This window comes from Pedobacter cryophilus, from assembly GCF_005116455.1.
Taxonomy (GTDB): Bacteria; Bacteroidota; Bacteroidia; order Sphingobacteriales; family Sphingobacteriaceae; genus Pseudopedobacter; species Pseudopedobacter cryophilum.
On the sequence record NZ_SWBP01000003.1, the window covers coordinates 285,043 to 307,101 of the forward strand.

Genomic DNA, 22,059 nt, shown 5'->3' on the forward strand with positions numbered 1-22,059 from the left:
ACCACCAATTATTTTTCACAATTAAAAAAACCAAAATGATAAAAATTAAAAATTTATTCGCAATTACTTTAATAGCTGGTTCTTATGCGCTTACATCTTGTTCAAATTCTGATCAAAAAACCAGTAACAATAATGAGCACATGAATCATGATAGTATGATGAACTCGTCGAAGATGAATAGTGATAACCCAATGATGAACGCCATGAACAGCAGTATGAGCGGTATGCATGAGATGAAACCATCAGGAGATTTTGATTGCGATTTTGCCAATATGATGATCTTACATCACCAAGGTGCCGTTGCCATGAGTAACCTAGTCATAGAAAAAGGCGCAAACGAAGAAAAAAAATCATTAGCCACAAATATTAAAACCAAACAGGAAGCTGAAATTGCAAAAATGCACACCATCATCAAAAATTTTAAAACCATAGCACCTGATGGAAAACCTGTTGAAATTCATGAAGAATTAACAGAAAGTATGAATAGCATGATGAGCGGAATGAGTAGTATTAAAACAACCGGAGACGTTGATAATGATTTTGTAATGCTCATGATTCCTCATCACGAAAGTGCCGTAAAAATGGCTAAAGACCAATTAAAATATGGTAAACAACCAGCATTAATAGAAATGGCGCAACAAATGATTACAGATCAAGAGAAAGAAATTAATATGTTTAAAGCATTGCTTCCTAAATAAAAATAGCGGTTAAAATTAATTAACCGCTATTTTTATTATTTAAAAGGAGCGTTGAAAATTTCAACGCTCCTTATTTTTTAATTATGCTTTTGGAGCTTCTTCTGCTTTTGGTGCATCTTCCCTTGGTGGGCGAGGCAATAAAGCTTTTCTAGATAACTTCAGTTTTCCTTGCTTATCTACTTCCAATAATTTCACTTTCACTTCATCTCCTACCTGGAAAATTCCGTCCATAGATTCGTAACGTTTCCAATCAATTTCAGAGATGTGTAATAAACCATCCTTACCTGGCATAATCTCTACAAATGCACCAAATGGCATAATAGATTTTACTTTTCCTTCATAAGTTTCACCAACTTCTGGCTTAGCTACAATATTTTTAATTCTTGTAACGGCTTGGTCAATGGCATCCTTATTATCAGCAAAAATTTGGATGATTCCTTTGTTATCTTTTTCTTCAATAGAAATAGTAGCGCCAGTTTCACGTTGCATTTCTTGGATAATTTTACCACCGGGTCCTATAATGGCTCCAATAAATTCTTTATCGATAGTTAAAGAGATAATTCTAGGTGCATGAGGTTTGAAATCTTCTCTTGGCGTAGCCATAGTTTTTTCAATCTCTCCTAAAATATGTAAACGTCCTTCTTTTGCCTGATCTAAAGCTTCAGATAAAACAGCATAAGATAAACCGTTCACTTTCAAGTCCATCTGACAAGCAGTAATTCCATTTCTAGAACCAGTTACTTTAAAATCCATATCTCCTAAATGATCTTCATCACCTAAAATATCAGATAAAATAGCGTATTTTCCAGATGCTTCATCAGAAATTAATCCCATTGCAATACCAGAAACCGGAGCTTTTAATTTAATACCAGCATCCATCAAAGCCAATGTACCCGCACAAACGGTAGCCATAGATGAAGAACCGTTAGATTCTAAAATATCAGATACTACTCTAATTGTATAAGGATTTTCTGCATCAGAAGGTAAAACTTTCTTAATCGCTCTCATGGCTAAATTACCATGGCCAACTTCTCTTCTTCCAGTTCCTCTGTTGGGGCGAGCCTCACCAGTAGAAAAAGCAGGGAAATTATAATGCAATAAGAATTTGTTGTATCCGTGAATAAAAGCACCATCAATTAGTTGCTCATCATCTTTAGCACCTAAAGTAACCGTAGTTAAAGATTGTGTTTCTCCACGAGTGAAAATTGCCGATCCATGAGCAGAAGGTAAATAACCAACTTCACTCCAAATAGGGCGAATTTGACGAGTACTTCTACCGTCTAATCTAATTCCTTCATCTAATAATAAAGTACGCACAGCATCATACTGCACATCATGAAAATATTTCTTGGCTAAAAACTTAGTCGCTTCAGAAGGGTTTTCACCTAAAGCATCAATTACATCATTTTGGATAGCTTTAAAAGCTGCAGAACGATCATCTTTACCTTGGTTAGATTTTGCAACTGCATAAACTCTATCATAAGTATCAGCCGTAATTTGAGCTTTTAACTCTAAATTACTGTTCTCATGTGAGTAAGTTCTTTTTTCAGTTTTACCAACCAATCTGGTTAATTCTACCTGTGCAGCAACTTGTTTTTTAATAGCTTCATGTGCAAATTGTATAGCTTCAACCAATTCAGCTTCCTGAATTTCGTTAGCTTCACCTTCCACCATGTTAATATCCTTTGCAGAACCAGCAACAATAAATTCTAAAGTAGCTCTTTCTAAATCTGTACGACCTGGGTTAATCACCAATTTGCCATCAATTTTAGCCACACGTACTTCAGATATTGGACCGTTAAACGGAATATCAGATACTGCTAAAGCTGCAGAAGCCGCTAAACCAGCCAATGCATCAGGCATAATATCTTTGTCTGATGAAATTAAAGAAATCATCACCTGCGTATCAGAATGATAATCTTCTGGGAATAATGGACGTAAAGCCCTATCAACGATTCTCGAAATTAAAACTTCGTAATCAGATAATCTGGCTTCTCTTCTTAAGAAACCTCCAGGTATACGACCAGCTGCCGCATATTTCTCCTGGTAATCAACGGATAAAGGAAGGAAGTCGACACCCTCTTTTGCATCTTTATTTGAAACAACAGTAGCTAATAACATCGTATCACCCATTTTAACCACCACCGCTCCATCAGCTTGTTTAGCTAATTTTCCGGTTTCGATTTCAATGATACGGCCATCGCCTAAATCAATCGACTGTTTAAACACATTTAAACTCATATTTATTTTTTTATCGTTGCGAAATTACGCTTTTATATCTGTTTTTCAGACGGGTTACGTAAATTCTTTGTTTTGTTGTTTTTTGTCATTCCGAATTCATTTCGGAATCTCATTTTATAAGTTTCTTCGCTAAAAATAGAATGCTCGACCTATTGAGCAATCAAGAGTTGAGCAAAACAATAGTTTAAGATTTTTTTTAAAAAAGGTGCTGTTCTGCAATAAGCAACCGATAGTCTGGCTTTTCACTCATACGCCACAGGCATTAAGCGCAAAGGCCGGTAAACGTTGCAATCCAGTTTATTAAACCTAGGTCTTTGCTAACCAATTCTAAATGTGGACAATTGTGTAGGGATAATCCTCGGATTATCCTTATTTAAACATTCCATAACGGATAACCCAAGGGTTATCCCTACTATTACAGTTTGGCTTTAGCCAACTGAAAAAAATATTTCTTTATTGTGCTTTAGCATCATTTTATTTTGCAATTGTGTGGCTCTAGCTTTTGAAATTCATATGTGACTAAAGCCAACAATTGATTGATTTCTTTTAATCAGTTGCTTAAAAGCAACAGCAATAAATGCTTTATAAGTTGCATTATAATCTATTCAACATATTTAATCAATTTCGCTTTTACAGTCATTCTATCTCCAGTTTCTTCATTTACCCGTTCTACATAACTATCATAAATAATAATTCCATCTGCACCGTTTTCTTTTGCTGCTTTTATCATATCATTCTTAATTGTCTCTACAGAATAATTGATGAATTTCCCATTAGTAAGTTGTCCTATAGTTTTATATTTTTTAGTCACATCTTTTTCTGCGTAGTAAATATCTACGCTGTTAGTTTTAGGAAATGAATCTCCTAAATAATATACCGAAGATGAACATGATGTGATTAAGAATATCCAGCAGCAGAAAAAAAATGGTGTTAATAGATTTTTCATGTTCTTTTATTAAACTTAAACTTAGAAAATATTTATTGATAAATAATAAAAGATTCCCTAAACTAATTTCAAGAAATATCTAAGAAATTTTAAATCTTTTCAAGAAAAAAAATAATTTTCAACCTTTTGCTTTTTATTTAAAGTCATTATTTTAGCTTCATAAACAATGATAATTTTAAAATATGAAACTAAAACATTACACCGCTTTTTTATTTTTAATAACCTGCACAAATCAATTAATTGCTCAAGATTCTCCACAGCAATCAATCCCTAATATTACAGAAATAACAAACAAAGAACCTAAACTTCGTTTTCTATTAGGTGCAGCAATTGAATTTGGTGGAGATGAAATTGCAAAGGTTTTTTTTACCAATGGTGAAGATCAAAGCGTTAACGCAGGGCAAGGCGGAAGTGTTTTTGTTGGTGGCCAATTACAATTAACGCAAATAGAACTTTTGTTTTTAAGAAGCTCTATTGGGATTAAATATGTAACTACACAAGCTAATAACGCCAACATTAGATTAACCCGATTTCCATTTAACAATACATTAAACGTACATATTAACAAAAATTTAAGGTTAGGTGCTGGTGCTTCTATACAAACAGGTATTAAATTTAACGGTGATGGTTTTGTACCAAATATTAATTTTGGTACTGCCGTTGGACCTGTTTTTGAATTTGCTTATAAAGGTATTGGTTTATCTTATACCATGATGACTTATAAAGACGAGAATAACTTTAGCTATAATGCCAATGGATTAGGTTTAACGATCTCTGGTGCGCTATCTGGGAAAAAGAAAAATAAATCTTAAAAATATTAATCTAGAACTAATCAGAATTAAAAAAAGCAATAGTGAAAAATGCTATTTTATTGCTTTATAAATTTTTTTCTGTTCCATTTTTTAATTTCAAAAAGTAAATACTCTGTTTTTATTATATGAATTTATGTATTCATTTTTATTATTGATTGTCTTAGTTATACCTCAATCTACATCTAAGTATTAAGTATTTAAACATAAATTAAGCTAAAAGCTTAGTGGCATTGTAGTTGTAATTAATCAATTATCCATATTTTAAACTAAATTACTATATATGTAATTATTAAAAATCCCCCTATGAAAAATGAAGAAATATTAAACGAGAACATAAAACTCAACCAAGAAAATAAAATATTACTTTTTCAAAACGAGGAAAAGACGTCTGAACTAGAAAAAATTAATTTAGAAATGCAATACCAAAAAACAGAAAATACCAATCTGTATTTGGATCAAAAAAATAAAGCTGCCGAATTAGTAATTGCAGACAAAGAATTACATTTTCAGAAATCAGAAAAAGACAAAAGGGCTGCTGAACTTGTTATTGCAGATGAAGAATTATGCTTTCAGAAATCAGAAAAGAAAGATAGAGCAAAAGAATTATCTATTGCTTATGAAAATCTTTTGATTGAAAATGAAGAAAAAGAAAAGCAAATGATCGCTTTAAAAATAGCAAACAAAAAACTCCATAAAGCAGAAAAATTCCAAAAAGAATATATAGAAGGCTTAGAAAAAGTGATTTTTATTATTTCACATAAAATAAGGCATTCGATTGTCCAATTATTAGGTTTGGATATCTTGTTAAGCTTCACCAAAAACTCTAAAGAAGAATTAATAAAAATGAGAGTTTTTTTCAAAAAGTCTGTTACAGGTTTAGATATCTGTACCCAAGAATTAACCCAATTTCTTGATAAATTAAAACAAAGAATAATTGGAGTTAAAAAGTAATTTCTACAATTTTCATCTAACTATCAAGTGTTTAAGTCCTAAAAATTGATTTATTAACAAAAGGAATTTTTCAAACTCGATCAAATACGAACGCCCAATTCCTCTGTAAGAGACCTTGCTTTAAGAAAGTTTTATATTGGCTAAACGCTTAAATACTATTTATAAAGAGATGCCACAAAAGCTCTGCCTTCGGGTGTAATAACTGCCGAAAGCACACTTTCATTCCAATTAATTTTAATGTAACCCATTTGCTCTAGCTCTTCATATTCTTGTTGCATCCCACCTAAAATTGAAGAGTGTTCTTGATGCTCAATATTTTTCATAATTGATTCTAATTCTGCTCTTTCCATTATGATTTTAATTTAGTGCCAAAAGAAATATTGGTTACACAGTATTGACAAAATTTGAGCCAATAATTTAATGAGATATAACTATTTATGACAGAACTTTATTAATTGGTTTTCACAACTTAATAAAATTATTTGCATTTTTTTTCACACTAATATCTTTCAACTTACCATACAATTCCTTTGGGTTAAAAGGCTTGTACATATAATCATTCATCCCAACATCTTTAACTTTTTCAGAAAGATTATTAGAAACAGAAGCGGTAAAAGCAATGATATGAACAGTTGAGTGATCCACATTCGGCAGGTTACGAATAGCTTTAGCTGCTGTATATCCATCCATTACAGGCATGTGTAGATCCATTAAAATCACATCAAATAATTGTGAAGCTGATTTTTCTAATGCTTCCTGACCATTTTCGGTAAAAACGGGTTCATTTTTCCATTTAGAAAGCACTTTCTTTAACAAAATCCTATTCATGAGATTATCCTCGGCTACCAAAATTCGTAAATCGCTTAAATTATCATCCAATTCGGTACAACTAGCTGATGGCTCCAAAACAACTTTCTCGGTTAATTTAAAAACTATTTCAAAAAAGAAATTTGATCCCGTATTTAATCCACTTTCTAAATTTATATGGCTATTTAATAATAACAATAAACGTTTAACAATAGCTAAGCCTAAACCTGTACCGCCAAAATCTCTAGTTGTACTTGTTGACGCTTGATTAAAGGGCTCAAAAATTTCTTCTTGCTTATCTTTGCTGATGCCTATACCGGTATCAAGAATGGAGAATTTTATATTAATATTTTCCTCGCTGATGCTAATTGCTTTTAAACAAACTGTTACACTGCCTTTTGATGTAAATTTTAGGGCATTCCCAACCAGATTATAAATAATTTGAGTAATACGGGTTGGATCAGTAATTACTTCCTGATTTTTTATAACCTCATCAATATCCAAAATTAAGTCTATTCCTTTTTCATTGGCCTGATAGCGTAAGCCCAAACAGATATCATTAATTAATTCATAAAGATTAACATTAATAGCTTCCAAATTCAGTTTATCAGCGCCAAGCTTATTAAAATCAAGAATATCATTAATTAAAGAATGAAGGCTTACGGCCGAAAATTTCAAAATATTAAGATTCTCTGTCCTATCACTACTATTTGTATCATCTAAAAATAAATTGGTCATTCCTATTACCGAATTAAGTGGGGTTCTTAACTCATGCGACATGGTAGAAAGAAAATCTGATTTAGACTGGGCCGCTTGATTGGCTTCTTTAACAGCAATTTTTAACTGCTCATTTAAAGCTTCTTTTTCTTTAACATTAGCTAAAAAAGCCTGTTGAAATAAATAATGTGAAAAAACAATGGTTGTAAAATTTAAAAAAGCGATAATCTCAAAAGCAGGAGAAAATAAAGTGTCTTGATTAGTGGGGAAATAATTTAATTCATTTCCAAATGACATATAAATAATAACGGGTAAAATACCCAAAATAGAATATATAATACCGTAGCGTGTTCCTAAAAGATAAAAACTACTAAGAGTAACCATAAATACAAATTGTAGAGAAACTAAGTTTACTGTTTGTGAAAAGAATAAAATATTAGAAATAACCAATAAAATACCTAACCAGATAAGGATGTGTGCTATTACTTTAAGTTTAATGGTATTATTAAGTAATAATTTTAGTAAAGCCACATAAATTACCAATAGTACAACCGCCCTACCCAATTGCAGGGACTGACCATAAAACCATGTTAAAAAAAGTACAACTAAAACTTTTAAGATGGAGAAAAGTAAAACCGAGTAAACTATTTTGATCTTGGCCTTACTAAAAGAATCTGATTCGGAAAAAAGTAGTTTTTTTATCGACCAGTTAAAAAATGACAATCGTTGCTCCATATCTACCTCACTAAAGTAGGTATTTTTAGAAAATAATGAAAGAATTTGAAAGTCTATTAAATTTCCCTCTTTCGTTAAACTTCCTTCAAAACGTTATACAAACTGGTTCCGGCAGCTAATAATTCTTGGGTAATGGTTTTGGTATAGTCGGCAATTTCTGCTTTAAAATCTTTTACTGATGCGCCTGATCTAATTTCTTCTAATCTTTTTTCCCATTGACCGGTGAGTTCTGCCTGAGCTATTTTTTTATCTTTAACCACATCATAAACTGCTAATCCTTTTTTAGAAGGCACTAAGTTTTTCTTTTCTCTGCCAATATATTCACGCTTTATGAGTGTTTCTATTATAGATGCTCTAGTGGCTGGTGTACCTAAACCACTTTCTTTCATGGCGTATCTAAGCTCTTCATCCTCAATATCTTTACCGCAAGTTTCTAAAGCTTTTAATAAAGTAGCTTCGGTGTATAAAGGTTTAGGTTTTGTTTGCTTTTCTAATATGGCTTTATTGGTGATATCTAAATTTTCGTCTTTAATAACTTTAGGAAGTGTAGCATTATCTTCATCTTTCTTTTCATCATCATCGTCGTTAAAAACAGAACGCCAGCCAGCAGATTGAATTACGGTTCCGTTAGCTACAAAATCAGTTCCAGAGGTAATAATAATTTTAGTGGTTTCTTTTAAACACTCTTTATGAAAAGCTTCCAACATTCGCCCAACTACCATGTCATAAACAGCTTGTTTATCTTCTGAAAGATAACCGGCGTTTTCTCCGGTAGGCAAAACAGCATGGTGATCGGTTACTTTTTTAGCATTTACACTACGTTTGTTGAGCTTTTGGGTAGTCAAAAAAGTAGCTTGTTTTCCAAATTGCGGATGATTGGTGAATTTGGCAATTAAATCAGGAACTGTTGCGAAAACATCATCACCTATAAAACGACTTCCGGTACGTGGATAAGAAACCAATTTACTTTCGTACAAATTTTGCAAAATGCCTAAAGTTTGATCAGCAGTATAACCTTTTTTTCTATTGGCTTCTTGCTGTAAACTACTTAAATCATGCAATAATGGAGGAGGTTCTTTTTTAGCTTTTGCCTCTACACTTTTGATATGTCCGCCTAAAGAATGGCCATTTGCTAAATCCAATACCTGATCTAAAATGGCTTGAGCAGCTTCTTTACTTTTAAAATTAACGGTAGAAATGGCTCTAAAAAGTTGTCCTTCTTTACTTAATTGAATAGCAACCTGGAAATAAATTTCGGGAACAAAGTTTTTAGATTCTAAATATCGGCTGCAAATCATCGCTAAAGTTGGAGTTTGTACTCTACCTAAAGAAAGTACTGATTTGTTACCAGCAGAAATACTTAAGGCCTGGGTTGCATTCATCCCTACTAGCCAATCAGATTCTGAGCGGCAATGTGCCGAATTAAATAGCGTATCGTAATCTGTACCGGGTTTTAAATTTCTAAAACCTCCTTTAATGGCTTCATCTGTTTGTGATGAAATCCATAATCTTTTAAAAGGCTTTTTACACTTCAAATAATAATAAATGTATCTAAAAATGAGTTCACCTTCTCGCCCAGCATCAGTAGCAACAATAATCTCGGTACACTCATCAAACAGCATTTTTATCACATCCAGTTGCTTACGCACCGCCGGATCTTCTACCATACCATCTTTTGTTTTTATTTTTCTTATCGCCAACTTAAACTTTTGTGGCAACATGGGTAAATTTTGCTGTTTCCAACCGTAAAAGCCATAATCTTGTGGAGGTGCCAATTGCAATAAATGCCCAAAAGCCCAGGTAAAAGAATAGCCTTTACCTTCTATATAACCAGCTTTTTTTTGGTTAGCACCAAATACTTTGGCTAATTCTCTTGCTACAGATGGTTTCTCGGCTATTACAATTTTCATTGAGGAATATACATTTTCAGTTGGCTGCAAAGTAAATACTAAAGCTTCATATTTGGTAAATACGTGGAAAGAAAAATATTAAATAAAATTAAAGCAAAAATATTCGGCTATTATCACAATTTTCGCAATTATTTAAACCTTCTCAAATGAATATATTTCCAGTTTCTAGTTCAATTTTATCAAGTACTCATCTCATCCATTTATTAATTGAAAAATACGGAATGAGTGATAAAACAACATGTAAATTATTAAAAGCAGGAATTAACCACAGCTATTTGTTGACAGATGGTGAAGAAAAATTTGTGTTTAGAATTTATAGCTTAAACTGGCGAAGTGAAAAAGAAATTTTAGAAGAAATTCGTTTATTAAACGATCTAAAATCAAATCAAATTTCGGTTTCTTATCCCATAACTGATCAAAAACAAAACTATATCCAAGTTTTAAACGCCCCTGAGGGAAAAAGATTTGGAGTATTATTCTCTTTTGCCAAAGGAGAAAAGTTATTAAATTATTCTACTGAACTTCATTATAAAATGGGTACAATGATGGCGCAATTACATCAAAAAACACATAATTATAAATTAGAACGGGTTAATTACACTCCAAAAATACTACTGCAAGATTCCTTAAAACATTTAGCTGATTTTTTGCCTGCCCAATCATCAGAAATGGAATTTATGCTCACTACTCAAAAATATCTGTTAGATGAATTTAAAAAAGTAAATACCAACGAGATTAGGTTTGGTGCTGTTCATTTAGATATTTGGTTTGATAATTTTAATATTTCTAAAGATAATGAAGTCATTCTTTTTGATTTCGACTTTATTGGAAACGGCTGGTTATGTATGGATTTAGCTTATTATATTTTACAATTGCATAGTACAGAGCGGGATGAAAAAGAGTGTACATTAAAAGTAGCTAGTTTTTTAAGTGGTTATGAATCTGTAGTTAAAATTAGCGAAGAAGAAAAACGGATAATCCCAATGTTGGGTGTGAGTCTTTACTTTTTCTACTTAGGTATTCAGTGTGAGAGATTTGAAAACTGGTCTAACACTTTTTTAAATGAGATGTACCTTAAGCGATTTATTAATTTATTGGTAAAAAGGTATTTTGATTTAAATAAACTAGGTATCAATTAAACATTATAAAAAGCATTTTTCTAATTTGGCAGTGTGAAAAACTATTTTTTGGTTTTAGATACAGAAACATCGGGCTTACCAAAAAAATGGGATGTACCTTATGATGTAAAAAATAATTGGCCTCATGTTTTACAAATTGCCTGGATCATTTATAGCCAAGAAGGTAAGGAGCTAAAAAGAGAAAATCATTACCTTAAAAACACTGGTTTTAAAATCAGTAAGGCTTCTGCAAAAATTCATAAAATTACTCCCGAATATTTACTACAGCGAGGAAAAGACCCAAAAAAAGTATTTATAAAGCTTTTAGCTGATTTAAAAAGATACGATCCTTTAGTTATTGGGCATTTTGTAGAACTTGATTTCCACATGGTAAAAGCCGAATTTTTTAGAGCCGGAATAGAAAACTCTTTTGAAGACTATCCCTTGTTTTGCACCATGAAAGCGAGTGTGCCTTACATTAAAAACCCAAGCTTTAAATATCTAAAACTGAACAGGTTTTACAAAACTTTATTTTACAAAAGTGCCTCAGGTAATTTACACAATGCTTTGTCTGATGCAGAACTTACTTCAGAAATTTTCTTTCATCTGCTAAATAATGGCCAAATTAATGATGAGGTAATTATTAAACAGCAAGAAATTTCAAATACCAATAATTTAAAAGGGAAATTAATTTACAGATGGCTTTTTCCACTGTTGTTTTCCATCTTAATTGCACTTGTAATTTGGTTATGTTATGAATAATAAGATAAAATTTTTAAAAGCAATAGCACCTTTTAACTTATTACCCGATGAGATTTTAATTGGTATTGCTGATGTATTACAAGAAATTCACTACCCAAAAGATGCTTTAATTTACAAGCAAGAACTCACCAAATTAAAAGGAGTTGATATTATTATTGATGGCGAGTATGAAACTTTCTTTTATGATAGCCAAAAGAATAAGCGGGTATTAGAAAAACACCACAGCGGGCATTGTTTTGGCGGCATTTCTGTTTTATTAAACAGAAAAAGATCTCTAAAAACGGTAATTGTAAAAAAAGGAACCAAAGTTTATTTTTTGCCCCGTAAAGATTTTAGAAATTTATGTTTAGCGTACGAAGACTTTTTCCAATACTTCACCAGCAGTTTTGGTGTAAAAATGCTAGATGAGGAATTTGCTCATTTTTACAAAAAACCAGCTTCTTTTGAAGAAAGTTATATTGCTTCTGAACAGTTGTATTCTCGTAAAATTGAAGGCATTACTTATCGTGATATTGTGAGCTGTTATTTGCTTACGCCGATTTTTGAAGCCGCAAAATTAATGTCGCAACAAAAAGTAAGTTGCCTTTTTATTAGAAATGACGATGATAAAATTATTGGTTTTGTAACCGATATAACTTTAAGAGACCGCGTAATTGCCAATCAACTGCAAACTAATTTGCCCATTAATGAAGTAATGGATAAAAACATCGTTGCTATTGCTAAAGATGCTTATGTGTACGAAGCTATTTTAATGATGTTTAGAACCAAAACCCGCTACCTTTTGGTAGAAGACCAAGGGAATTATTTAGGTTTTTTAAGCAGAAACAGATTGCTGAGTGAGCAAGCACAATCTCCATTGGTATTTATACAATCTGTAAAACTGGCTGTTTCTATAAAAGACTTAAAATCTAAATGGCTAAAAGTGCCAGATATAGTTTCACAATTATTAGGAAGAGGCGTACATGCCGAAATTGTAAATCAAGTAATTACCACCATTGCCGATACCATTACCCAAAAAGTAATTGAAAAAGTGATAAACGAAATTGGACCTGCTCCTGCTCAGTTTGTTTTTATTGTTTTAGGTAGCGAAGGTAGAAAAGAACAAACCTTAAAAACCGATCAGGATAACGCAATTATTTACGAAGACAAGGCAAATGAACAAAGAGAATTAGTAAGAGCTTATTTTTTAGAGTTTGCAACAAAAGTGTCTGATTATTTAAATGAGATTGGTTTTGTGTATTGCTCTGGTGATTTTATGGCTTCTAACCCAAAATGGACGCATTCTCTATCTCATTGGAAACGAAATTATAAAAGCTGGATAGATGATGCCTTACCAGAAACAGCCATTAAGTTTTCTACTTTTTTTGATTGTAGAGCCGTTTACGGCGATTTAACAATTATGGATGAATTAAGGGAATTTGTGAATAAAGAATTACAAAACCCCATGGAAAAGTTTTTTGTTTATTTAACTAAAAACGCTTTACAATACGAGCCTCCACTTACTTTTTTTAAAAATATTAGAACACAAACTATAGAAAGTAAAGAGGTTTTTGACATTAAAAAAGCAATGACTCCAATTGTAGATTTGGTACGGGTTTATGCTTTAGAGAACAGAATATTCCAAAAAGAAAATACAGGCGAAAGATTAAAAGCCTTAAAAGAACTCGGTATTTTTACCGAAATTCAGTTTAATGAATTAATGCAATCTTATTATTACTTAATGGGTTTAAGATTGAGAAAACAAGCCCAACAAATTATTAGCGATAAAAGTGAACCCGGTAATTTTATAGAACTTGAATCTTTAACCAAAATAGAACAAGTTACCCTCAAAGAAATCTTTAAAACTATACAAAATTTTCAGGCTGGGATAAGAATGAAGTTCACCAATAGCTTGTAAATGAAATAAAGCAAGGCTTTTCTTCTTGTTTTTCTAAGTTTTTATTTTTTATCACAAACAATAATTTTAACCTTTAAAAGCTAGGTAACGAACATTAAATAATTATTAATCTTCAAAGGCGATTAAGATTCTTGAAAAAAGGACACTTTTAGCCCTAAAAAAAGTCCCAATAAACTTAATGCCATCATTTTTGGCACATATTTTAATACAATAGGTATTCATAATGTTCATTTCTTTACCGAATTAAAATATGAAATTAGGATACATTTCTACCTCCATGCCAAGATCTTGTGGATTGGCAACATTCAACGAAAACTTAAAACTAGCTATTGAAAAAAATTGGGATATTGACGCTGAAAGAAGCCTTGTTATTGCCATTAATGATTCGGAACAATTAGATCAATACACTTATTCAAAGGAAGTTAAGTTTATCATCAGACAACAAAATCAAAAAGATTATATAAGGGCGGCTAAATTTATCAACTCAAGCAAATTAGATGCTTGTATTATGCAGCATGAGTTTGGCATTTACGGTGGTGATAGCGGAACTTATATTCTTCCTTTAATTTATAGCATCAATAAACCATTAATTACCATTTTACATACAGTTTTAAAAGAACCTAATTATTTACAAAGATTAATTATCAAAGAAATTGCCCGCCAATCGGCTAAAATTGTGGTAATGGCTCATAAAGCAGTAGAATTTTTAGTAGATATTTATGGAATCTCTCCTGATAAAATAGCTTTAATAGAACATGGAGTTCCAGATTATGAAGCAAAAGCAGAAAATCCTGTTAAAGAATTAGATAGCTTTAAAAACAAAAAAGTTCTACTAACATTTGGTTTAATTTCTAAAAATAAAGGTTTAGAAACCGTCATTAAAGCTTTGCCAGATATTGTTAAAAATCATCCAGATGTGATTTATACCATTATTGGAAGCACACATCCTCATGTAAAAAAAACACAAGGAGAAGAATATCGCGAAAGCTTAAAATTATTAGCTAAAAACTTAGGAATGAGTAAGCATGTTAATTTCATCAACAGCTTTGTCCCCGAAGATGAGTTAGGAGATTACTTAACCGCTGCCGAAATATACATTACGCCTTATTTAAACGAAGCCCAAATTACAAGTGGAACATTATCTTACGCTATTGGTGCTGGGGCAGCCGTTGTTTCTACTCCTTATTGGCATGCACAAGAATTATTAGCTCAAAATAGAGGCAAATTATTTGATTTTAGTAATCATCAGCAACTTTCAGATATTGTAAATCAGCTTTTAGGAAATGAGAACGAACTTAAACAAATGAAAGCTAATGCTTATGAGTATGGCTTAAATTTAAGGTATCCTAAAATTGGAAAATTATATGCCAATTTACTCACAGAAATTATTTCGGAAAGTAAAAGCAAACCCGTTTCTAACGAATTTTCTATTGATACAGAAATATTGCCCACCTTCACTCTTGAGCATGTTAAACGCTTAACAGATGATACCGGAATTATACAACACGCCAGATTTGGGATTCCTAATTTAAAAGAAGGTTATTGTATGGATGATAATGCCAGAGCTTTAATAATGGCTTTAATGGCTTATGATCAATATAAAAGTGAAGATGCTTTACGCTTATTGCCTATTTATTTAAGCTTTATCCAATACATGCAATGTGAAGATGGTGATTTCAGAAACTTTTTAAGCTTTAAAAGAGAATATTTAGATGAGAATGGCACTGATGATTCTTTTGGCCGAACATTATGGGCTTTAGGTTTTATGATAAATAATGGGCCTAATAATTCTTATAAAGAATTTGCTAAAGATTTATTTCTTAACTCTATACCTCATCTTGATAAATTGACTCATTTAAGAGGTTTTGCCAATTCGGCAATTGGACTTTGCTATTATTTAAAATCATATCCTGATGAAAATTTAGAAGCCAAATTGGTATCGCTTTGCGATAAATTAATTGATGCTTACCAAAAAAACAAATCAGAAGATTGGTATTGGTTTGAAGAGAAGTTAACTTATGATAATGCTATTATTCCGATGGCTTTGTTAAAAGCTTATGAAATTACAGAAAACTACATTTATAAAGAAATAGGCTTAGAAGCATTAGAGTTTTTAGATCAGGAAACTTTAGATAAAGGCTATTACAACCCAATTGGTAACGAAGGTTGGTTTTTTAAAGGAAAAGAAAAATCTCTATATGACCAACAAGCTATAGAAACCATGGCTGCTGTAATGCTATATTTTCAGGCTTATACAGCTACGCTTGACACCAAGTTTATCAAAAAAATGTTTCAAACTTATTTATGGTTTTTGGGAGAAAACTCTTTACGTATTCCACTTTATGACCACGAAACTAATGGCTGTGGAGACGGCTTAACACCTGTAGGATTAAATAGAAATCAAGGTGCCGAAAGTACCTTGGCGTTTTTTATTTCTCATTTAACGGTATTAAAAGCTTTTGAAAAAGAATACGAGTTTTCTAATGTGAAAGAAGATATAAACGTTTACGATAAATGAAGGCAGCAATATTAGCCCCAGTGGCCTGGCGTACTCCTCCTGTACATTATGGCCCTTGGGAACAAATGGCTTCTAATCTCACAGAAAACCTGGTTAAACAAGGAATAGACGTTACTTTATTTGCTTCCGCAGATGCTATAACTACAGCAAAATTAAATGCGGTAGTAAAGTTGGGGTATGAAACAGATAAAAATCAGGATGCTAAAGTTTTAGAATGCTTACATATTAGCAATTTAATGGAAAATGCTAATGAGTTTGATATTATTCATAACCATTTTGATTTTTTACCACTCTCCTATTCTAAGTTGATTAAACCGCCAATGATTACTACTATTCATGGCTTTTCATCAGAAAAAATATTAGCTGTTTACCAAAAATATAATGCTCATTCAAATTATGTTTCTATTAGTGACGCCAACAGACATGCATCTTTAAACTATTTAGCTACCGTTTTTAACGGACTAAATTTAAATGAATTTGAGTTTAATGAAATTCCTGAAGATTACCTTTTGTTTTTTGGTAGGATACATCCTGACAAAGGAACAGCGGAAGCCATAGAAATTGCTCAAAGAGCAAATAAAAAACTCATTATAGCTGGAATAATTCAAGATAAAAGCTATTTTGATGAATGTGTAAAACCACATTTAAATGATAAAATTACGTTTATTGAAGCTGCCGGCCCTACCTTAAGAAACCAACTTATGGGAAAAGCATTGGCGTTACTACATCCCATAAATTTTGAAGAACCTTTTGGCTTAAGTGTGGTAGAAAGTATGTTGTGTGGCACTCCAGTAATTGCTTTTAACAAAGGTTCTATGCCCGAATTAATTAAGAATAATGAAAATGGTTTTTTAGTTGCCAATGTTAACGAAGCCTTAGAAGCTATTCAAGATATTCAAAAAATAGATAGACAAACATGTTGTGATTTAGCAAATCATAAATTTTCGGCAAAAAAAATGACCGATAAATACATCATGCTTTATTACAAAATATTAAGCAAAAACTAATTGAATATCTTTCAATTAGTTTTAAAGGTCGCTTTTTAATTTATCCAATAAATCTCTCAAATTAACGCTGGCAAAAGAAGAAGAATAATCTGATAAACCATAAGGGATAATTAATTCTCCGTTGTTAATAATAGAACCACAAGAGTAAACCACGTTAGGTACGTAACCTTCTCTTTCATCTTTATTAGCTACCAAAATAGGTTCTTTTAATCTGCCAATTTCTTTACTAGGATCATTTAAATCTAATAAAGATACACTCAAACAATATCTTCGCATGGCACCAACGCCATGAGTAATCATTATCCAACCTTCTTCTGTTTCTATTGGCGAACCACAATTTCCTATCTGCACAAATTCCCATGGATATTTTGGTGATTGCAACAAAACAGGATCGCTCCAGATGTGCAATTTATCAGAATACATGATATAATTATTCCAGCCATCAATTCTAGATATCATTACAAACTTTCCGTTTATTTTTCTAGGAAAGAGCGCCAAATTTTTATTCTTAGCCCCAGTACCATAAATGGGTCTTACCCTAAAATCACAAAAATCTGAAGTTTCTAAAAGCTTTGGCATAATCAATTGGCCATCATAAGCGGTATATGTTGCGTAATATTTAATACTGCCATCATCATACACAAACTTCACAAATCTGGCATCTTCAATACCATTTTTTTCAAACTCAGAAATTGGATAAATAATTCTATCTGAAAGATCGGTATCTAAAGAAAATAAAATCTCATGATAAGAATCAGCTAACCAAAGTAATCTATCTAAATCTAAAAGATCAGGATTACTTAATTTTTGTTGATCTATTAATCTTTTAAAAGTGCGGTAATCATACTTTTCTTCTAACAAAGGATAAATTAAATCAATAACCTCCTGCGAAATTTTGGTATCTCTAGCCTTTTCAAAAAATAATTCTTTAGTGTAAGAATTATTTTTGATGATCTCGGCTTCATCTACATATCTGCCTGATGGCATTACCTGGATAGAATTATCACTGCTTATGAGTGCTTTTCTAAAAACAATTGATGAAATATGACCTTCGCCAACTGCTCTAAAACTAATAATAATTCTTCTCTCGCCTTCTTCTAAATCAGATTGATCTGGATCTTCAACAATAGAGGGATTAAAAAACGCTGCTGATTCTATTGAATATTCATGAGTAAAATAAGAGCCCACTAATAATTTTCTAAAAGGATCTAAATCACTCATATTTAAATCAATCAAATCACTCAGTTTTTGAGCATGCTTGTTTAAAATTCTGGTGATGTTTCTATGTCTTTTAGAAAATTCTTGAAGAATAGGAGAAATTAGCGCATAAACCTCTGCATCTGATAAATTATTAATGTGTCTTAATATTTCTCTGGCTCTCTCCTCTCCGTTAAAAAAAAACCTGGCAATCACTCTGTGTGTATCAGGAAGAACCTTAACATTCATTCTTTTAACTGGAATTCTCATAAATTAGCTAGTAAAATTTGTTGGTATTAATATAACTAAGATTTAAGATAAATGTTATAACTGTTATCTTAATCAAGTTCAATTTTTTTAAATAATTTGCTTAAAGTATTATTTTTTAATGATTATTATTTATTGTAAAAATGAAGTAATCAATCCGGTTAAAATCCCTCCTAAAATAATATATGGTATTTTAATTTTGGTAAATCTTAAAATTAAAAAAGTAATTAATATGGTAATGATGTTTAAATAATTTAAACCAACAGGCGCTAACAAAAGAAAAAAAGCGGCAATCATAAACCCTAAAGCCACAGCATTAACTCCACTTAACGACTTTTTTATTCGAGTAATTTTTTTTAAATCATTCCAAAATGGAACTATAAAAAGAATTAAAATTATACCTGGGGCATTAATTCCAATCACTGCTATCAAACTACCTAAAATTTGACCAGCAATACCATAACCTTGGTTTCCTAAAGTTAATGCACCTAAAAAAGAAGTGAATGAAAATGTTGGGCCAGGTATCATCTGCTGTAAAGCAAAACCTGATAAAAATTCTTGTCCAGATAAATAATGTTTTACATCTACAAACTCAGTGTACATTAATGGAACCAACACTTGCCCTCCTCCAAAAATGATAATTCCGTTACGGTAAAAATTCTCAAAAAGCCTGATTGGTAAGCTAAAAGGCGATGTTCTATTAATTACAGCTCCAAGCAATGCAAAGAAAAGTAGTATACCAATAAAATAAGCCACTTTTCTGGTATTGATATTAGAAAATAACCTCACCCTTAATTCATTCTCTTCTGGTCTGGCTTCTATTGCCGAGCTAATGATACCGCCTAAAAGTATCAATAAAGGAAAAGCATAAGGACTTCTTAAAATTAAGCTTGCGGCTACAGAGCAAACGGTTAAAATGATGCTGATTTCTGACTTTAATATACTTTTACCAAAAGAATAAGCTGCAAAAGCTACCGTTCCAATGGCTATAGGTTGTATAAAGGAGAGGACCTTTATAAATTCTGGATTTAAAGAAAACGTTTTGTAATTAATTGCAATTAAACACATTACCGCAGCAGAAGGTAATGCCCAAATAAAAAAGGTAATAATGGCTAAAAAAAATCCACCAAATTTATACGCAATCCCTATTAAAGTTTGGGTAGATGAAGGCCCAGGTAATATCTGCGAAAGCGCATATAATTCCATTAATTCATCTTCTGTTACATAAGCTCTTTTTTTTACAAAATCATTTAGCAATATAGCTATATGAGCCTGTGGGCCACCAAAAGAAGTGAGCATAAACCACAAAACATCTCTTAAAAATATTAAACGTCTTAATCTCAAATCACTTATTCATAAAGTTCATCCTGCAAGCTATTAAAAACACCCAATAATTCATTTAAAGCATGTTGATCTTTTATTTTTTTTGCAACAGCAATACCTTGTTCATAAACCTTTAAAGCCTCTTCAGGCTGTTGCAATACCTCGTACAATTTACCTAAATGGTAATAAGTTCCTACATAATCCGTATGTTTGTTTACCAATTCTAAATAAAACCATAATGCTTTTTCGTGGTTATTTAATCTTAGATATTCGGTTGCTAAAGCATATTTTAAGAATGGGTCGTTAGGTTCATTTTCATGAAACTCTAGCAAGCGTTCTAATCTGTTTACAATCATTTTATAATTGGCTTAATTATTTAAATTTGAAAAAAATCATAATCGTATGAAAATTTTAGTTTGTATAAGTAACGTACCAGATACAACCACAAAAATAACTTTTACCAATGATAATACTGAATTTAATCAGGCTGGTGTGCAGTTTGTATTAAATCCTTATGATGAAATTGCATTATCAAGAGCTATAGAGCTTACAGAAAACGGTAATGGAACGGTAACAGTAATTAATGTTGGTGAAGTAGCTACAGAACCTACCATTAGAAAAGCTTTAGCCATTGGCGCAACAGACGCTGTAAGAATTAATGCGGTTGCCCGCGATGCTTATTTTGTGGCTTATCAAATTGCAGCATTTGCAAAAGATAAGGGCTTTGACATGATTTTAACCGGAAGAGAATCTATTGATTATAATGGCGCAAAAGTAGCCGCTATGTTAGGCGAATTGCTAGACATTCCTTCTGTATCCATTATTAAAAAATTAGATGTGGATGGAAGTACAGCCATTGTTGAAAGAGAAATTGAAGGTGGTAAAGAAGTATTAAGCATTCCTTTTCCGTTTGTAGCTGGTACTGCAGAAGGTGTTGCCGAGTGGAAAATTCCAAACATGAGAGGAATTATGTCTGCCAGAACAAAACCATTAATTGTGGTAGAACCTGTTGAAGTAAAAAAATTATCAGAGATCGTTAAATTTGAAACTCCAGCTCCAAGAGGAACCGTAAAACTTGTTGACGCTGCTGACCCAGAAAAACTAATAGACTTATTACATAGCGAAGCAAAAGTTATTTAATAATTATTTAAAACCATTTAAACAAAGGATTATGTCTGTTTTAGTATATGTAGAAAATGCCGAAGGCAAATTCAAAAAATCAATATTTGAAGCTATTTCTTATGCAAAAGCAATAGCCAACCAACTCAATACAAATTTAGTAGCCATTTCTATAGGAAACGTAGCTACCGCCGATTTAGAAAATTTAGGGAAATATGGCGCTGCAAAAGTGCTTACCATTAATAACGATCAATTAAAAAGCTTTGTAAACCAAGCTTATGCCTCTATAATAGCCGAAGCTGCAAAAAAAGAAAACGCAAATGTTGTGGTGTTATCCAACTCTTTTTCTGGAAAAGGATTGGCACCAAGAATAGGCGTAAAATTAGAAGCCGCCGTTGCTGATGGCGCAATAGAATTACCACAAACAGATGGCGGTAAGTTTATTGTTAAAAAAACGGCCTTTTCTAACAAAGCTTTTGCAATGGTAGAAATGCAATCAGAAAATAAAGTAATTTCTTTAACTCCAAACTCTTATAAAGTGGTAGAAGATGGAGCTGCGGCAACTGTAGAAAACTTTAGTTTTGAAGCAAAAGCATCTGATTTTAGAACCATGATTAAAGAAATTGTGAGAGCTACAGATAAAATTTCATTGCCTGATGCTGAATTGGTTGTGAGTGCAGGAAGAGGCTTAAAAGGTCCTGAAAACTGGGGAATGATAGAAGAATTGGCTGATCTTTTAGGTGCTGCTACTGCTTGTTCTAAGCCTGTTTCTGATGCAGATTGGAGGCCACATTCAGAACACGTTGGTCAAACCGGAATTGCCATTAGTCCAAACCTTTACATTGCAATTGGAATTTCCGGAGCTATTCAACACTTGGCTGGAGTATCATCATCAAAAGTAATTGTGGTGATAAACAAAGACCCAGAAGCACCATTTTTTAAAGTTGCAGACTATGGAATTGTAGGCGATGCCTTTGAAATTGTTCCAAAAATGATTGAAGCTGTAAAATCTTTAAAAGCTAATGCTTAAATTT

At 32.0% G+C, this 22,059-nt stretch carries 18 protein-coding genes; 10 read left to right on the top strand and 8 right to left on the bottom strand.

What is annotated here, in order from left to right; translation table 11 throughout:
- Window positions 1–35: 35 nt before the first annotated feature.
- A complete protein-coding gene (locus FA046_RS10330; RefSeq protein WP_136826328.1) occupies window positions 36–698 on the top strand; it encodes a DUF305 domain-containing protein in 663 nt (220 codons plus the stop codon).
- Between the two features lie 81 nt (window positions 699–779).
- Here the strand turns inward: FA046_RS10330 and pnp are convergent, their stop codons facing one another.
- Window positions 780–2,939: a polyribonucleotide nucleotidyltransferase gene (gene pnp / locus FA046_RS10335; protein ID WP_136826329.1), complete on the bottom strand. Its 2,160-nt coding sequence runs from the start codon at window positions 2,937–2,939 to the stop codon at window positions 780–782.
- Window positions 2,940–3,540: 601 nt separating this feature from the next.
- Window positions 3,541–3,885 carry a hypothetical protein gene (locus tag FA046_RS10340; protein WP_136826330.1) on the bottom strand — a complete coding sequence of 115 codons (345 nt, stop codon included), beginning with the start codon at window positions 3,883–3,885 and terminating at the stop codon, window positions 3,541–3,543.
- Window positions 3,886–4,067: 182 nt separating this feature from the next.
- On the opposite strand from FA046_RS10340, the gene FA046_RS10345 reads away from it, so the two are divergent.
- Window positions 4,068–4,697 (top strand): hypothetical protein, encoded by a 630-nt coding sequence (locus tag FA046_RS10345; protein WP_205943634.1) that lies wholly within the window; start codon window positions 4,068–4,070, stop codon window positions 4,695–4,697.
- A gap of 303 nt (window positions 4,698–5,000) precedes the next feature.
- Window positions 5,001–5,648: a diguanylate cyclase gene (locus FA046_RS10350; protein WP_136826331.1), complete on the top strand. Its 648-nt coding sequence runs from the start codon at window positions 5,001–5,003 to the stop codon at window positions 5,646–5,648.
- A 155-nt stretch (window positions 5,649–5,803) separates the two neighbouring features.
- On the opposite strand, the gene FA046_RS10355 is transcribed toward FA046_RS10350, so the two are convergent.
- The 3 genes from FA046_RS10355 to topB form a co-directional block, all read right to left on the bottom strand.
- The gene (locus FA046_RS10355; RefSeq protein WP_136826332.1) at window positions 5,804–5,998 is read right to left on the bottom strand and encodes a hypothetical protein; all 195 of its coding nucleotides are present in this window, start codon (window positions 5,996–5,998) and stop codon (window positions 5,804–5,806) included.
- Window positions 5,999–6,110: 112 nt separating this feature from the next.
- Complete coding sequence (locus tag FA046_RS10360; protein WP_136826333.1) at window positions 6,111–7,907, bottom strand: ATP-binding protein; 1,797 nt, start codon at window positions 7,905–7,907, stop codon at window positions 6,111–6,113.
- 74 nt (window positions 7,908–7,981) lie between these two features.
- Window positions 7,982–9,817: a DNA topoisomerase III gene (topB, locus tag FA046_RS10365; RefSeq protein WP_136826334.1), complete on the bottom strand. Its 1,836-nt coding sequence runs from the start codon at window positions 9,815–9,817 to the stop codon at window positions 7,982–7,984.
- A gap of 146 nt (window positions 9,818–9,963) precedes the next feature.
- On the opposite strand from topB, the gene FA046_RS10370 reads away from it, so the two are divergent.
- The 5 genes from FA046_RS10370 to FA046_RS10390 all read left to right on the top strand — a co-directional run bounded on the left by FA046_RS10370 (window position 9,964) and on the right by FA046_RS10390 (window position 17,119).
- A complete protein-coding gene (locus tag FA046_RS10370) occupies window positions 9,964–10,956 on the top strand; it encodes a phosphotransferase (protein WP_136826335.1) in 993 nt (330 codons plus the stop codon).
- A 33-nt stretch (window positions 10,957–10,989) separates the two neighbouring features.
- The gene (locus FA046_RS10375; RefSeq protein WP_136826336.1) at window positions 10,990–11,697 is read left to right on the top strand and encodes a 3'-5' exonuclease; all 708 of its coding nucleotides are present in this window, start codon (window positions 10,990–10,992) and stop codon (window positions 11,695–11,697) included.
- Window positions 11,690–13,594 carry a DUF294 nucleotidyltransferase-like domain-containing protein gene (locus FA046_RS10380; protein WP_136826337.1) on the top strand — a complete coding sequence of 635 codons (1,905 nt, stop codon included), beginning with the start codon at window positions 11,690–11,692 and terminating at the stop codon, window positions 13,592–13,594. Before FA046_RS10375 ends, FA046_RS10380 begins: the two co-directional genes overlap by 8 nt.
- 250 nt (window positions 13,595–13,844) lie before the next feature.
- Window positions 13,845–16,112 carry a glycosyltransferase gene (locus FA046_RS10385; RefSeq protein ID WP_136826338.1) on the top strand — a complete coding sequence of 756 codons (2,268 nt, stop codon included), beginning with the start codon at window positions 13,845–13,847 and terminating at the stop codon, window positions 16,110–16,112.
- Complete coding sequence (locus tag FA046_RS10390) at window positions 16,109–17,119, top strand: glycosyltransferase family 4 protein (protein WP_136826339.1); 1,011 nt, start codon at window positions 16,109–16,111, stop codon at window positions 17,117–17,119. Before FA046_RS10385 ends, FA046_RS10390 begins: the two co-directional genes overlap by 4 nt.
- Window positions 17,120–17,140: 21 nt before the next feature.
- On the opposite strand, the gene FA046_RS10395 is transcribed toward FA046_RS10390, so the two are convergent.
- From FA046_RS10395 to FA046_RS10405, 3 genes are all read right to left on the bottom strand, one after another.
- On the bottom strand, window positions 17,141–18,586 hold the full coding sequence (locus tag FA046_RS10395) for a glycoside hydrolase family 130 protein (protein ID WP_136826340.1): 1,446 nt from the start codon (window positions 18,584–18,586) through the stop codon (window positions 17,141–17,143).
- Between the two features lie 129 nt (window positions 18,587–18,715).
- Window positions 18,716–19,927: a chromate efflux transporter gene (chrA, locus tag FA046_RS10400; RefSeq protein WP_225870914.1), complete on the bottom strand. Its 1,212-nt coding sequence runs from the start codon at window positions 19,925–19,927 to the stop codon at window positions 18,716–18,718.
- A 5-nt stretch (window positions 19,928–19,932) separates the two neighbouring features.
- Window positions 19,933–20,262 carry a tetratricopeptide repeat protein gene (locus tag FA046_RS10405; protein ID WP_136826341.1) on the bottom strand — a complete coding sequence of 110 codons (330 nt, stop codon included), beginning with the start codon at window positions 20,260–20,262 and terminating at the stop codon, window positions 19,933–19,935.
- A 46-nt stretch (window positions 20,263–20,308) separates the two neighbouring features.
- Between FA046_RS10405 and FA046_RS10410 the strand changes: the two genes are divergently transcribed.
- Both FA046_RS10410 and FA046_RS10415 read left to right on the top strand, forming a co-directional pair.
- Window positions 20,309–21,046, top strand: coding sequence for an electron transfer flavoprotein subunit beta/FixA family protein (locus FA046_RS10410; protein WP_136826342.1), 738 nt, complete (start codon window positions 20,309–20,311; stop codon window positions 21,044–21,046).
- A 31-nt stretch (window positions 21,047–21,077) separates the two neighbouring features.
- Window positions 21,078–22,055: an electron transfer flavoprotein subunit alpha/FixB family protein gene (locus tag FA046_RS10415; protein WP_136826343.1), complete on the top strand. Its 978-nt coding sequence runs from the start codon at window positions 21,078–21,080 to the stop codon at window positions 22,053–22,055.
- Window positions 22,056–22,059 lie beyond the last annotated feature (4 nt).

Coding starts and splice junctions, on each gene's coding strand:
- FA046_RS10330 (WP_136826328.1), top strand. CDS start 36: ATGATAAAAATTAAAAATTTATTCGCAATTACTTTAATAGCTGGTTCT.
- pnp (WP_136826329.1), bottom strand. CDS start 2,939: ATGAGTTTAAATGTGTTTAAACAGTCGATTGATTTAGGCGATGGCCGT.
- FA046_RS10340 (WP_136826330.1), bottom strand. CDS start 3,885: ATGAAAAATCTATTAACACCATTTTTTTTCTGCTGCTGGATATTCTTA.
- FA046_RS10345 (WP_205943634.1), top strand. CDS start 4,068: ATGAAACTAAAACATTACACCGCTTTTTTATTTTTAATAACCTGCACA.
- FA046_RS10350 (WP_136826331.1), top strand. CDS start 5,001: ATGAAAAATGAAGAAATATTAAACGAGAACATAAAACTCAACCAAGAA.
- FA046_RS10355 (WP_136826332.1), bottom strand. CDS start 5,998: ATGGAAAGAGCAGAATTAGAATCAATTATGAAAAATATTGAGCATCAA.
- FA046_RS10360 (WP_136826333.1), bottom strand. CDS start 7,907: ATGGAGCAACGATTGTCATTTTTTAACTGGTCGATAAAAAAACTACTT.
- topB (WP_136826334.1), bottom strand. CDS start 9,817: ATGAAAATTGTAATAGCCGAGAAACCATCTGTAGCAAGAGAATTAGCC.
- FA046_RS10370 (WP_136826335.1), top strand. CDS start 9,964: ATGAATATATTTCCAGTTTCTAGTTCAATTTTATCAAGTACTCATCTC.
- FA046_RS10380 (WP_136826337.1), top strand. CDS start 11,690: ATGAATAATAAGATAAAATTTTTAAAAGCAATAGCACCTTTTAACTTA.
- FA046_RS10385 (WP_136826338.1), top strand. CDS start 13,845: ATGAAATTAGGATACATTTCTACCTCCATGCCAAGATCTTGTGGATTG.
- FA046_RS10390 (WP_136826339.1), top strand. CDS start 16,109: ATGAAGGCAGCAATATTAGCCCCAGTGGCCTGGCGTACTCCTCCTGTA.
- FA046_RS10395 (WP_136826340.1), bottom strand. CDS start 18,586: ATGAGAATTCCAGTTAAAAGAATGAATGTTAAGGTTCTTCCTGATACA.
- FA046_RS10405 (WP_136826341.1), bottom strand. CDS start 20,262: ATGATTGTAAACAGATTAGAACGCTTGCTAGAGTTTCATGAAAATGAA.
- FA046_RS10410 (WP_136826342.1), top strand. CDS start 20,309: ATGAAAATTTTAGTTTGTATAAGTAACGTACCAGATACAACCACAAAA.
- FA046_RS10415 (WP_136826343.1), top strand. CDS start 21,078: ATGTCTGTTTTAGTATATGTAGAAAATGCCGAAGGCAAATTCAAAAAA.